The sequence below is a fragment of the Heyndrickxia coagulans 36D1 genome (assembly GCF_000169195.2).
GTDB lineage: Bacteria > Bacillota > Bacilli > Bacillales > Bacillaceae_C > Weizmannia > Weizmannia faecalis.
In genome coordinates, this window is record NC_016023.1 from 1,253,918 (window position 1) to 1,267,859 (window position 13,942).

The 13,942-nt window shown below is 48.1% G+C and carries 8 protein-coding genes; all 8 read right to left on the reverse strand.

What is annotated here, in order from left to right; translation table 11 throughout:
* Positions 1 to 86 precede the first annotated feature (86 nt).
* Complete coding sequence (locus BCOA_RS23095) at positions 87 to 1,451, reverse strand: ISLre2-like element ISBco5 family transposase (protein WP_014096501.1); 1,365 nt, start codon at positions 1,449 to 1,451, stop codon at positions 87 to 89.
* A gap of 191 nt (positions 1,452 to 1,642) precedes the next feature.
* Positions 1,643 to 2,830 carry an elongation factor Tu gene (tuf, locus tag BCOA_RS23100; protein WP_014096502.1) on the reverse strand — a complete coding sequence of 396 codons (1,188 nt, stop codon included), beginning with the start codon at positions 2,828 to 2,830 and terminating at the stop codon, positions 1,643 to 1,645.
* 124 nt (positions 2,831 to 2,954) lie between these two features.
* Positions 2,955 to 5,033 carry an elongation factor G gene (fusA, locus tag BCOA_RS23105; RefSeq protein ID WP_014096503.1) on the reverse strand — a complete coding sequence of 693 codons (2,079 nt, stop codon included), beginning with the start codon at positions 5,031 to 5,033 and terminating at the stop codon, positions 2,955 to 2,957.
* A gap of 49 nt (positions 5,034 to 5,082) precedes the next feature.
* Positions 5,083 to 5,553 (reverse strand): 30S ribosomal protein S7, encoded by a 471-nt coding sequence (gene rpsG / locus BCOA_RS23110; protein WP_013858074.1) that lies wholly within the window; start codon positions 5,551 to 5,553, stop codon positions 5,083 to 5,085.
* Positions 5,554 to 5,589: 36 nt separating this feature from the next.
* Complete coding sequence (rpsL, locus tag BCOA_RS23115) at positions 5,590 to 6,009, reverse strand: 30S ribosomal protein S12 (protein WP_014096504.1); 420 nt, start codon at positions 6,007 to 6,009, stop codon at positions 5,590 to 5,592.
* A 96-nt stretch (positions 6,010 to 6,105) separates the two neighbouring features.
* Positions 6,106 to 6,354: a 50S ribosomal protein L7ae-like protein gene (locus BCOA_RS23120; RefSeq protein ID WP_014096505.1), complete on the reverse strand. Its 249-nt coding sequence runs from the start codon at positions 6,352 to 6,354 to the stop codon at positions 6,106 to 6,108.
* Positions 6,355 to 6,512: 158 nt separating this feature from the next.
* On the reverse strand, positions 6,513 to 10,106 hold the full coding sequence (gene rpoC / locus BCOA_RS23125; RefSeq protein WP_014096506.1) for a DNA-directed RNA polymerase subunit beta': 3,594 nt from the start codon (positions 10,104 to 10,106) through the stop codon (positions 6,513 to 6,515).
* A 132-nt stretch (positions 10,107 to 10,238) separates the two neighbouring features.
* Entirely contained in the window at positions 10,239 to 13,799 is a 3,561-nt protein-coding gene (gene rpoB / locus BCOA_RS23130; RefSeq protein WP_014096507.1) for a DNA-directed RNA polymerase subunit beta, read from the reverse strand.
* Positions 13,800 to 13,942: the final 143 nt, after the last annotated feature.

A 13,942-nucleotide genomic window follows, 5' to 3' on the forward strand; every position in this document is an offset into this window, starting at 1 on the left:
TATTGTATGTGTCAAGTTTTTCTCGACAAGGTTTAAATATCGGGTATTCCAAGACACTCTTTTTGTACACTTTCGGCTACCGTGCTTTACTTGCTCGGTGTAATTTTCGGAAAAGATGTAATATTTCCGTATAAAGATGGATAACGGGGATGTTGAGACATCCTGATGGATTGTTTCAAGTTCCGTTGCTTTCTCTCGCTTCTTGAACGGTGTTTCAGATAGGCTTCTCTCAATGTCCCATTGAGTATGCCTTGTTTGATTTTCACCATGGCTTCTGCGCCAAGTTCACTCCAATGCATGCCCCTTTTTTTCATCCTGAAGGAGATATGCCTTTGATTCGATTCCATCGCTCCTAGGCCTCTCGCACCTTCCGGCACGTTTTTCACCCCGTCTCTCCAGTCAAAAATGCGGTCCCAGTTTTTCAAGATATACGAACGGAATTCCTTGATTTTCTTGAGAGCCTTTTTATCCGTCAAGGTGCTTTCGTGCGTATCCAAATATAACGTGAATTGGTCCAGGTCATGCGTTCTAATCGCTTTTCTAATTTGCTCCTTGATCTCGCTCTTTCCGCCCCCAAATGTCCTTATGATGGCTTGTGCAACGTGGTAGGTATCCAGCTGGTTGAGCACCGGAATTTCCGACTGTGAGAATGCTGTTTGAAACCGTTCAGCTGTGTACCCAGCACCTCCATCACTGTTTGTAATGACTTGCGCTTTTTCGAGGGAATAGGTGTTGGCAGCTGTGGCTTGGACTTCATCCCAAAATGTCTGAATGTCTTCCGTCGTCATGATGACTGTGGGCTGACGCAGGGAGACCCTTTTTCCATTGGTTTCCCAACCTTCATAGAGAATGGCATGGCGGACTTCCATACCCTGTTTCTTTTCCAGTCCCCGGATGAATACGCCATCTGCTTCGGAAAACAGGTAGTCTACCTTCTTCCCATCAGGCAGTGAAGCAGCTATTTCCATCTCTTCTACAAGGGCCTTGTCGGCTTCCACCTGCGTTTTTCCTACGCGTTTCACCATTTCCCCTACAGTTGTATGACTAAGACTCACGGCTGTCCATTCTTTTAAAATATTCGCCACCTCCCGATAGGTGTTCTCACTTGCCAACTCTGCCACCTTTAATTCCACTAACGGGCTATATCTCCGGTGGGGTACCAGCCCCAAGCATTCATCCAAGGGATAATGTGAGTTCCCTCTCTTATCACGCATTAATGAACGTTTAAAAGTCACACTTCCAAATAGAAACTGAACGCTTCTGTTATCACTACGGCAGTACTCCCAGCCTTCCTCCAACTTCTTTTGTTTAATTGTTTTATCTAACTCCTCAAATACATCCCCAACCCATTGTGTAAAAGCCTTCTGCATCAGAAGTTTAAGCTGTTCTTCAAATTCGATAAGACTCTTTGTATCCTTTAATAATCCAGCAATTATTGATATAATATCCATGGGAAGACCTCTCTCTCTAGATGTTCATCTTGAAGTGTACAATTAGATGATAGAGCGTCTTCCCATTTTTTTCCACTCATTTGCCCCTTCGAGTAAAATTTTACACATACAAAATATTGCTGCAACCCGGACTCGTAAGCATGGAAAAAGCCCGGCCGGGATAACCTGGCCGGGCTTTTTTTAATAACCGATTAAGCTTCGATAGCGGAAACAGAACCGGCGCCAACTGTACGGCCGCCTTCACGGATCGAGAATTTTGTTCCTTCTTCGATCGCGATAGGGGCAATCAATTCAACGCTCATTTCAACGTTATCACCAGGCATAACCATTTCAACGCCTTCAGGCAGCGTAATAATGCCGGTAACATCCGTTGTACGGAAGTAGAATTGCGGACGGTAGTTAGAGAAGAAAGGAGTGTGACGTCCGCCTTCTTCTTTCGTTAATACGTAAACTTGTGCTTTAAATTTTGTATGCGGTGTAATAGAACCCGGTTTCGCCAAAACTTGACCACGTTGGACTTCTTCACGTGCAATCCCGCGGAGAAGTGCACCGATGTTGTCGCCTGCTTCAGCATAGTCGAGCAGTTTGCGGAACATTTCAACGCCGGTAACCGTTGTTTGTTTTGGTTCGTCGTTCAAACCGATGATTTCAACAACATCGCCGACTTTCAATTGACCGCGTTCTACACGGCCGGTTGCAACGGTACCACGACCGGTGATGGAGAATACGTCTTCCACCGGCATCATGAACGGTTTGTCTGTGTCACGTTGCGGAGTCGGGATGTATTCGTCAACAGCATCCATCAATTCAAGGATTTTTGCTTCGTATTCAGGGTCGCCTTCAAGAGCTTTCAAAGCAGAACCTTTGATAACCGGCACTTCATCGCCAGGGAAGTCGTATTCGGAAAGAAGGTCACGAACTTCCATTTCAACAAGTTCAAGCAATTCTTCGTCGTCCACCATGTCGCATTTGTTCAGGAATACAACAATGTAAGGCACACCAACTTGGCGGGACAACAGGATGTGTTCACGCGTTTGCGGCATTGGGCCGTCAGCAGCGGATACAACCAGAATCGCACCGTCCATTTGTGCAGCACCCGTAATCATGTTTTTCACATAGTCAGCGTGTCCAGGGCAGTCAACGTGTGCGTAGTGGCGTTTTTCTGTTTCATATTCAACGTGTGCAGTGTTGATGGTAATACCACGTTCGCGTTCTTCCGGAGCACCGTCAATTTGGTCATATGCCCTTGCTTCTGCTTTACCTTGTTTTGCAAGAACAGCAGTAATTGCAGCAGTCAAAGTCGTTTTACCATGGTCAACGTGACCGATTGTTCCAATGTTACAGTGTTCTTTAGAACGGTCAAATTTTTGTTTAGCCATCAGGAAATCCTCCTTAATATTTTGGATTGAGTAAGTATATGGATGCTTTAAAGCTGAAAGGACAGCTTTAAAGCGCTTTGAACCAATCTAGTAAAGTTATACTTCATTGAAGGCAAGAAATCAATTATTCGCCTTTATTTTTTTTGATGATCTCTTCCGCAATGGACTTCGGCACTTCTTCATAATGATCAAATGTCATAGTGAAGACACCGCGTCCTTGCGTGCTGGAACGAAGTGCTGTTGCGTAACCGAACATTTCGGACAACGGAACCATGGCACGGACAACCTGGGCATTTCCGCGTGCTTCCATTCCTTCTACACGACCGCGGCGGGCTGTAACTTGTCCCATGATATCGCCGAGATATTCTTCCGGAATGACGATTTCCACTTTCATCACAGGTTCAAGCAGGACCGGATCACATTTGGATGCTGCATTCCTTAATGCAAGGGAAGCAGCCACTTTAAACGCCATTTCACTCGAGTCAACATCGTGGTAAGAACCGTCATATAGTTTTGCCTTGATGTCAACGAGCGGATAACCGGCAATTACACCGCGCTGCATGGCATCTTCGAGCCCGGCTTGAATCGCCGGAATGTATTCACGCGGAACGACACCGCCGACAATCGCATTTTCAAACTCAAAGCCTTTTCCTTCTTCGTTTGGTGAAAATTCAATCCACACATCCCCGTATTGCCCGCGGCCACCAGACTGGCGTACGAACTTACCTTGGACTTGTGCCGATTTGCGGAATGTTTCACGATATGCAACTTGTGGCGCACCGATATTGGCTTCGACTTTAAATTCGCGTTTCATCCGGTCGACGATGATATCGAGGTGAAGCTCACCCATTCCTTCGATGATCGTTTGTCCTGTTTCCGGATCCGTATGGGCACGGAAAGTCGGGTCTTCTTCCTGCAGTTTTTGCAGCGCAGTCGTCATTTTATCCTGGTCGGCCTTCGACTTTGGTTCAACCGACAGCTGGATAACCGGTTCTGGAAATTCCATCGATTCAAGGATTACCGGATTGTTTTCGTCGCAAAGCGTGTCGCCTGTTGTCGTGTCTTTTAAACCGACAGCAGCAGCAATATCTCCGGCATAAACCTTGTCAATTTCTTTCCGGTGGTTTGCGTGCATCTGCAAAATACGCCCGATGCGTTCGCGTTTATCCTTTGTCGAGTTTTTGACATAAGAACCGGCGCTTAATGTACCTGAATAAACACGGAAGAATGTCAGTTTACCAACGAACGGGTCTGTCATGACTTTGAAGGCCAAAGCCGCAAATGGCTCATCATCGCTGGAATGCCTGAATACTTCTTCCCCTGTATCCGGAAGCGTCCCCTTGATGGAAGGAACATCCGTCGGCGCAGGCAAATAGTCAACAACCGCATCCAACATTAATTGGACACCTTTGTTTTTAAATGCCGAGCCGCACAGTACCGGGAAGAATTCAACATTACAGGTTGCTTTGCGGATCGCAGCTTTCAGTTCTTCTTTTGAAATCTCTTCTCCGCCAAGATATTTTTCCATAATATCTTCATCAACTTCAGCAACTGCTTCAAGCAGTTTTTCATGATATTCTTCCGCCTGGTCACGGTACTCATCCGGGATTTCGCGTACTTCAATTTTCGTGCCGAGATCATCACCGTAGAAAGTAGCGTTCATTTCAATAAGGTCAATGATCCCTACAAAGTTGTCTTCGGCACCGATCGGCAATTGGACCGGATGCGCATTTGCCTGCAGACGATCATGCAGGGTGCTGACAGAATATAAGAAATCAGCCCCGATTTTATCCATCTTATTGACGAATACAATCCGTGGTACACCGTAAGTCGTAGCCTGACGCCAAACGGTTTCGGTCTGAGGCTCAACGCCGGACTGGGCATCGAGGACAGCAACCGCACCATCAAGGACACGAAGGGAGCGTTCAACTTCAACGGTAAAGTCCACGTGTCCCGGGGTGTCAATGATGTTGATGCGGTGGTCATTCCATTGTGCTGTAGTAGCAGCGGAAGTAATCGTAATCCCGCGCTCCTGTTCCTGCTCCATCCAGTCCATTTGAGACGCACCTTCATGCGTTTCGCCGATTTTATGAATACGGCCGGTATAATAAAGGATGCGCTCGGTTGTTGTAGTTTTACCGGCATCGATATGCGCCATGATACCGATGTTACGAGTCTTTTCTAAGGAGAACTCTCTTGGCATCTCGTACTTTCTCCTTCCTTAATAGGTGTAATGTAGGAGTATCGGAATATTACCAGCGATAATGCGCGAACGCTCTGTTTGCTTCCGCCATTTTATGCGTATCTTCGCGTTTTTTCACGGCAGCGCCTGTATTGTTGGCCGCATCCATGATTTCGTTCGCCAGTCGTTCTTCCATTGTTTTTTCTCCGCGGAGGCGGGCATAATTGACCAGCCAGCGAAGCCCTAAAGTTGTCCGGCGTTCCGGGCGCACCTCAACCGGCACCTGATAGTTTGCACCGCCGACACGGCGAGCTCTTACTTCAAGTACAGGCATAATGTTTTTTAATGCCTGGTCAAAAACTTCCATTGGATCTTTGCCAGTGCGTTCACGAATAATATCAAAGGAAGAATACAGGATCGTCTGGGCTTTCCCTCTCTTGCCGTCGATCATCATTTTGTTGATTAAACGTGTGACCAGTTTCGAATTGTAAATCGGATCCGGTAATACGTCGCGTTTTGCGACAGGTCCTTTACGTGGCATAAATGATCCTCCTTTCAAGTATGGTTATCGTTCTTATTATTTCTTTTCTTTCGGTTTTTTCGTCCCGTATTTGGAACGGCCTTGTTTCCGGTTGTCAACACCGGCAGTGTCAAGTGCGCCGCGCACGATGTGGTAACGTACACCAGGCAGGTCTTTTACACGTCCACCGCGGATTAAAACAACGCTGTGTTCCTGCAGGTTATGGCCGATACCAGGGATATAAGCCGTTACTTCAATCCCGTTTGTTAAACGGACACGGGCATATTTACGAAGCGCCGAGTTCGGTTTCTTCGGCGTCATCGTCCCAACACGCGTACATACACCGCGTTTTTGGGGTGAAGAAAGATCGGTATTGATTTTTTTGAAACTGTTATAGCCTTTATTCAGCGCAGGTGACTTAGATTTCTCGATTTTTGATTTACGAGGTTTGCGCACCAATTGGTTAATAGTAGGCATCTGTTTTTCCTCCCTTCGAACAATTTAAGTCCACACATCCAGGTGGTTCATTTAATGGCAAAAACAAATTTTTGCGGTTTCTCCCGCAAAAAGTGTTTAATAAATAAGTGCAACAGCTGCAGCTCCGACTTCAATGCCGCACACTTTTCCAAGTTGTTTTTTCGACTCGGCATACGTAACCGGCACATTGAATTGTTCGGCAACGGAAATGACTTTGCCCGTAATATTCGGATCAGCATCTCTGGCAACGAGCAGTTCATCCACATTTCCGGACTTTATCGCTTTCGCTGTTTGTTTTGTCCCTACAACAATTCTTTTCGCCTGATTTACTTTTTCATAAGACATCGCAATATCCTCCAAAGTATACAGGTATTCATAGGAGCACCTTGAATATATTATCACTTTGAAAATCCAAAGTCAACATCCTGTGTAAAAAAGGCCATGGTTTTTTGCTAAAAAACAGAAAAAGGTGCAGCACCGGTTTTTGCCGGTGCTGCCGCCGATTATTCAGCCGGCACTTCTTCTTCCTTTTTCACCAGTTCAGGAACCGTTTTGCGGTAGCGGGTCATGCCCGTCCCTGCAGGAACAAGTTTCCCGATAATGACGTTTTCTTTCAAGCCGAGCAGTTCATCGCGTTTCCCTTTGATCGCCGCATCGGTTAACACGCGGGTCGTTTCCTGGAAGGAGGCTGCCGATAAGAACGAATCGGTTTCCAGGGAAGCTTTTGTAATCCCGAGCAGAACAGGACGGCCTGTTGCAGGGCGGTTGCCTTCCTTGAGCGCCTTTTCATTCGCTTCACCGAACTGATGGATATCAAGCAATGTTCCCGGCAGGACATCCGTATCGCCGGCATCGAGCACCCTTACTTTTCTCAGCATTTGGCGGACCATCACTTCAATATGTTTGTCGCCAATTTCCACCCCTTGCATCCGGTAAACTTTCTGTACTTCACGGAGCAAGTATTCCTGCACGGTTGTGACGTCCGTGACACGCAACAGGTCTTTCGGGTCAATGGAACCTTCCGTCAGTTCCTGCCCGCGCACGACGTGGTCATCTACCGCCACTTTCAAGCGGGAAGTATAAGGGGCTGTATAAGTGCGCGTTTCGACAGCGCCCTGAATGACAATTTCATATTGACGGTCGCGCCCTTCGCTGATGGAAGTGACAACACCTTCCACTTCGGAAATAACAGCCTGGCCTTTCGGGTTCCGAGCTTCAAACAATTCCTGAATACGCGGAAGACCTTGTGTAATGTCATCCCCGGCAACACCGCCTGTATGGAATGTACGCATCGTCAGCTGTGTACCAGGTTCGCCGATCGATTGGGCGGCAATAATCCCGACTGCTTCGCCGACTTCCACTTCTTGGCCGGTGGCAAGGTTGCGGCCGTAGCATTTTTTACATACACCATGGCGGGTGTTGCAAGTGAAGGCCGAACGGATCCAGACTTTTTCATAGCCGGCATCGACAATTTCTTTCGCGATATCTTCAGTAATAAAGCCGTTTTCCTCAATGATGACTTTGCCTGTTTCGGGATGCTTGATCGTTTTTCTTGAATAACGGCCGGTTAACCGTTCTTCAAGCGATTCAATGATTTCATTTCCTTCTTTCAACGCACTGATCAAAAGCCCGCGGTCTGTGCCACAGTCGTCTTCACGAATGATAACATCCTGCGCCACATCAACAAGCCGGCGTGTCAGATAACCCGAGTCTGCCGTCTTAAGGGCTGTATCAGCAAGGCCTTTACGGGCACCGTGTGTCGAAATAAAGTACTCTTGCACAGTTAAGCCTTCACGGAAGCTCGATTTAATCGGCAATTCAATAATCCGGCCGGCCGGGTTGGCCATCAAACCGCGCATACCGGCAAGCTGTGTAAAGTTCGACGCGTTACCCCGGGCCCCCGAGTCACTCATCATAAAAATCGGGTTCCGTTTATCGAGCGATTCCATCAGTTTGCCCTGGATCGTATCTTTAGCCCCGCTCCAGATCGAAATAACACGATCATAGCGTTCGTCTTCTGTAATTAAACCGCGGCGGAACTGTTTCATGACTGTATCGACTTTTTTCTGGGCATCCGAAAGAATTTTTTCTTTCTCGCCTAAAACGACGATATCCGCAACGCCAACGGTAATACCGGCTTTGGTCGAATAATGGAAGCCAAGATCTTTTAAGCGGTCGAGCATCTTGGATGTTTCCGTAATCTTGAACCGTTTGAACACCTCGGCAATGATGCTGCCAAGGAAGCCCTTTACAAACGGGCGGATTAACGGCTGTTCTTTAATATGCGCTTTTACGTCAATCGAAGGATCAACAAAGTATTTATCCGGCGTTTTTTCTTCAAGATTTGTTGTCGTCGGTTCATTAATATACGGGAAGCTCTCCGGCAAAATTTCATTGAAGATCACTTTCCCGACGGTGGTAATCAGCAGCTTCTTGTTTTGCTCTTCCGTAAACGTCGGATTGTTCAGCGATCCGGCATAAATGGCAATTCTCGTATGGAAATGCACGTAGCCGTTGTAATAAGCCGTGTACACTTCGTTTACATCTTTGAAGACAGATCCTTCACCGACTGCATCTTCACGTTCAAGCGTTAAGTAGTAGTTGCCAAGTACCATGTCCTGGGACGGGGTAACAACCGGTTTCCCGTCTTTCGGGTTCAAAATATTTTGTGCGGCAAGCATCAGCATGCGTGCTTCCGCCTGTGCTTCGGCGGATAACGGAACGTGAACCGCCATTTGGTCGCCGTCAAAGTCCGCGTTGTAAGCCGTACATACGAGCGGATGAAGACGGATCGCACGGCCTTCCACAAGCGTCGGTTCAAACGCCTGGATCCCGAGCCTGTGCAAAGTAGGCGCACGGTTCAACAGGACAGGGTGTTCTTTAATGACATCTTCAAGGACATCCCAAATTTCAGGCTGCAAACGTTCAATTTTCCGTTTTGCACTTTTAATATTATGGGCGAGGCCTTTTTCAACCAGTTCTTTCATTACGAACGGCTTGAACAGTTCGATCGCCATTTCGCGCGGCAGGCCGCATTGATACATTTTCAGGTTCGGGCCGACAACAATAACGGAACGGCCGGAATAGTCAACCCGTTTCCCGAGCAGGTTTTGACGGAAACGACCCTGTTTCCCTTTCAGCATATGGGAAAGCGATTTTAACGGGCGGTTCCCCGGGCCGGTTACCGGACGTCCACGGCGGCCGTTGTCAATCAGAGCATCAACGGCTTCCTGCAGCATCCGTTTTTCATTTTGGACAATGATGCTTGGCGCGCCAAGATCAAGCAGGCGTTTCAGGCGGTTATTCCGGTTGATCACACGGCGGTACAGATCATTTAAGTCGGATGTCGCAAAGCGGCCGCCTTCCAGTTGTACCATTGGCCGCAGTTCAGGCGGAATGACCGGGAGAACGTCCAGCACCATCCATTCCGGTTTATTGCCGGAATTACGGAAAGCTTCCAGTACTTCAAGGCGTTTGATGGCGCGTGTACGGCGCTGCCCCTGGGCAACTTTCAGCTCTTCTTTCAGCATTTCGCATTCTTTGTTGACATCTACATCCTGGAGCAACTTTTTAATGGCTTCCGCACCCATGCCTGCCTGGAATTTATTGCCGTATTTTTCACGGTAAGCACGGTATTCTTTTTCGGAAAGAAGCTGTTTCTTTTCCAAAGAAGTGTCGCCTGCTTCCGTGACAACGTAAGATGCGAAGTAAATGACTTCTTCCAGGGCACGCGGGGACATGTCAAGGACAAGGCCCATGCGGCTTGGAATCCCTTTGAAGTACCAAATATGCGAAACAGGGGCGGCAAGTTCAATATGTCCCATTCTTTCCCGGCGCACTTTTGATCTTGTTACTTCCACGCCGCAGCGGTCACAAACCACGCCTTTGTAACGGACGCGTTTATATTTTCCGCAATGGCATTCCCAGTCTTTCGTCGGTCCGAAAATCCGTTCACAAAAAAGCCCGTCTTTTTCAGGTTTTAACGTCCGATAGTTGATTGTTTCCGGTTTTTTGACTTCACCGTACGACCAGGATCGGATTTTATCCGGTGAAGCAAGACCGATTTTCATGTACTCAAAATTATTTACATCCAGCAAGGGGCCAGCCTCCCTTTCGTCTTTAGGTTCATACCTTAAAACACACGCAGAAGAAACAGAAACAGAAGCCGGATTGTACGAAGGCATACAATCCGGGCAAAAGCCTCTGTTTGTTCCCAGCAACATAAACGATTAGTCTTTGGATGCCCCGATTCCTTCCGGTTCTTCTTTTGTCTCAGGCGCAATATTCAGCGTATCGGCCTGATTCAGGTCATCGTCGTCTTCGAGATCACGCATTTCAATTTCCTCGTCGTCGCCGGAAAGAATCTTCACGTCAAGTCCCAAACTTTGAAGTTCTTTAATCAGCACTTTGAACGATTCCGGGACACCCGGTTCAGGGACGTTTTCCCCTTTGACGATCGCTTCATAAGTTTTCACACGTCCGACAACATCGTCCGATTTAACGGTCAGGATTTCCTGGAGCGTATAGGCTGCGCCATAGGCTTCAAGCGCCCATACTTCCATTTCGCCAAACCGTTGGCCGCCGAACTGCGCTTTACCGCCGAGCGGCTGCTGGGTGACAAGCGAGTAAGGGCCTGTTGAGCGGGCATGCAGTTTATCATCAACCATGTGGGCGAGCTTGATCATATACATAATCCCGACAGACACACGGTTGTCGAAAGGCTCACCGGTGCGGCCGTCATAAAGAACCGTTTTTGCATCGCGTGCCATGCCGGCTTCTTCAATCGTTTCCCATACATCTTCTTCGCGCGCGCCGTCGAATACAGGCGTCGCCACGTGGAGGCCAAGTTTTTTGGCCGCCATGCCAAGGTGAAGTTCAAGCACCTGGCCGATATTCATCCGGGAAGGCACGCCGAGCGGGTTCAACATGATCTGGACAGGTGTACCATCCGGGAGGAAAGGCATATCTTCTTCCGGAAGAATCCGGGAGATAACCCCTTTGTTCCCGTGGCGCCCGGCCATTTTGTCGCCCTGGTGGATTTTCCGTTTCTGTACAATATAGACGCGGACAAGCTGGTTCACGCCAGGCGGGAGTTCATCCCCGGCTTCACGTGTAAACACTTTGACGTCGAGCACGATGCCGCCGCCGCCGTGCGGAACGCGAAGCGATGTATCCCTGACTTCGCGCGCTTTTTCACCGAAAATCGCGTGGAGCAGCCGTTCTTCCGCTGTCAGTTCCGTAACGCCTTTCGGGGTGACTTTTCCGACAAGCAAATCGCCGTCTTTTACTTCGGCACCGATCCGGACAATCCCACGTTCGTCAAGGTTTTTCAAAGCATCTTCCCCGACGTTCGGGATGTCACGGGTCATTTCTTCCGGCCCGAGTTTTGTATCGCGCGCTTCAGATTCGTATTCTTCAATATGGATAGAAGTATACACATCTTCTTTTACAAGTTTTTCGCTCATAATAATGGCATCTTCATAGTTATAGCCTTCCCATGTCATAAAAGCAACGAGCACGTTCTGGCCAAGGGCAAGTTCGCCGTGGTCCATTGACTGGCCATCCGCTAAAATTTCGCCTTTTACCACACGGTCGCCTTTTTTCACAATCGGGCGCTGGTTAATGCACATGCCATTGTTGGAACGTTTGAATTTTTGCAGGCGGTATTTGTCAAGGTCGCCTTTTACTTCCTGGCCATCGACATCGATGACGCGGCGCACCCAGATTTCCCTGGCTTCCACATGTTCGACAATACCGTCATGTTTGCAGATAAGTGCTGCGCCGGAGTCCTTCGCATTGACATATTCCATCCCGGTGCCGACAATCGGCGCTTGCGGGTTCATAAGCGGAACAGCCTGGCGCTGCATGTTTGCACCCATCAGGGCACGGTTCGAGTCGTCGTTTTCAAGGAACGGAATACATGCCGTTGCAGCCGATACAACCTGCTTCGGCGAAACGTCCATATAATCAACGCGGTCTGTTTTGACAACAATGTTTTCACCGCGGAAACGCGCATATACTTCATCGTCAACGAAAAAGCCGTTTTCATCCAGCTGTGCGTTCGCCTGTGCGACGACATAATTGTCTTCTTCATCAGCCGTTAAATAATCAATATGCTCCGTAACACGCCCTGTATCCGGATCAACCCTGCGGTAAGGCGTTTCAATAAAGCCAAAACGGTTCACTTTTGCATAGGTTGATAAAGAGTTAATCAAGCCGATGTTCGGGCCTTCAGGCGTTTCAATCGGGCACATGCGGCCGTAGTGGGAATAGTGCACGTCACGCACTTCCATCCCGGCGCGCTCACGGGTCAAACCGCCCGGGCCGAGTGCCGACAGCCGGCGTTTATGGGTCAGTTCCGCAAGCGGGTTTGTCTGGTCCATGAACTGGGACAGCTGCGAACTGCCGAAAAATTCTTTAATGGCCGCAATGACCGGACGGATATTGATCAGCTGCTGCGGCGTAATGGTGTTAATGTCCTGGATCGACATTCTTTCACGAACAACGCGTTCCATCCGGGAAAGACCGATACGGAACTGGTTTTGCAGCAATTCGCCGACAGACCGTAAACGGCGGTTACCGAGGTGGTCGATATCATCCGTATTGCCGACGCCATGCAGCAAATTAAAGAAGTAGCTAATGGAAGCCACAATATCCGCAGGTGTAATATGTTTAATGCTTTCATCAACATAAGCATTTCCGATTACATTGATGACTTTTTCGTTATCGTCAATCGGGGCATAAATTTTGATGGACTGCAAAGTAACATCATCATCAACAACGCCGCCAGTCTGGCTGTACGTTTCAAACTTCAGGCCTTTTTCGAGAAAAGGCACAATTTTATCAAGCGTACGCCGGTCTAAAACGGTTCCTTCCTCCGCAATGATTTCGCCGGTTTCAGGGTCTGCGATTGATTCAGCCAGCCGTTGCCCGAACAGCCGGAATTTCAGGTGAAGCTTTTTATTCATTTTGTAACGACCGACATTGGCCAGATCATAGCGTTTTGGATCAAAGAAACGCGAAATCAGCAGGCTTTTTGCATTTTCAACGGTCGGGGGTTCGCCCGGACGGAGGCGTTCATATATTTCAAGAAGCGCTTTTTCCGTGCTTTCAGTATTATCTTTTTCAAGCGTATTTCTTAAGTACTCATTATCACCGATCAGATCAATAATTTCCTGGTCAGAGCCGAAACCGAGCGCCCTGAGGAGAACCGTGATCGGCAGCTTTCTTGTGCGGTCGATGCGGACGTAGGCCACATCTTTCGCATCTGTTTCATATTCAAGCCAGGCGCCGCGGTTCGGAATGACCGTTGCGGTGTAGCCGTATTTCCCGTTTTTGTCCATTTTGCTGTTAAAATAAACACTAGGGGAACGGACAAGCTGGGATACAATAACACGTTCTGCGCCATTAATGATGAAAGTCCCCGTTTCGGTCATTAACGGGAAATCGCCCATGAACACGTCCTGGTCTTTTACTTCACCTGTTTCCTTATTGACAAGGCGCACCTTTACACGAAGCGGAGCAGCGTATGTTACATCGCGCTCTTTGCATTCGTCGATGGAATATTTCGGTTCGCCGAGGCTGTAGTCAATAAACTCCAGCGACAGGTTTCCGGCAAAATCCTCGATTGGAGAGATGTCCTGGAACATTTCACGCAAACCTTCGTCAAGGAACCATTGGTAAGATGCGGTTTGAATTTCGATAAGGTTTGGCAGCTCTAAAATTTCTTTGATGCGCGCGTAACTTCTGCGCTGGCGGTGCCGTCCATACTGAACTAGTTGATGTGACAACTGATTCACCCCTCAAATCAAGCGTTTTGTTTGCATCTTTCGTCAAACAACAATAAAGCTAAGGCAAAAAGAAAAAGGGTTTTTTATGAAAAAACCACATATCGCATGACGAGCTTATGATTTTATAAGTATTTTCCAATTCA

Excerpts from the sequence above, each read along its gene's own strand:
- rpsL (WP_014096504.1), bottom strand. The coding sequence starts at position 6,009 with ATGCCTACTATTAACCAATTGGTGCGCAAACCTCGTAAATCAAAAATC.
- tuf (WP_014096502.1), bottom strand. The coding sequence starts at position 2,830 with ATGGCTAAACAAAAATTTGACCGTTCTAAAGAACACTGTAACATTGGA.
- BCOA_RS23095 (WP_014096501.1), bottom strand. The coding sequence starts at position 1,451 with ATGGATATTATATCAATAATTGCTGGATTATTAAAGGATACAAAGAGT.
- fusA (WP_014096503.1), bottom strand. The coding sequence starts at position 5,033 with ATGCCAAGAGAGTTCTCCTTAGAAAAGACTCGTAACATCGGTATCATG.
- rpsG (WP_013858074.1), bottom strand. The coding sequence starts at position 5,553 with ATGCCACGTAAAGGACCTGTCGCAAAACGCGACGTATTACCGGATCCG.
- BCOA_RS23120 (WP_014096505.1), bottom strand. The coding sequence starts at position 6,354 with ATGTCTTATGAAAAAGTAAATCAGGCGAAAAGAATTGTTGTAGGGACA.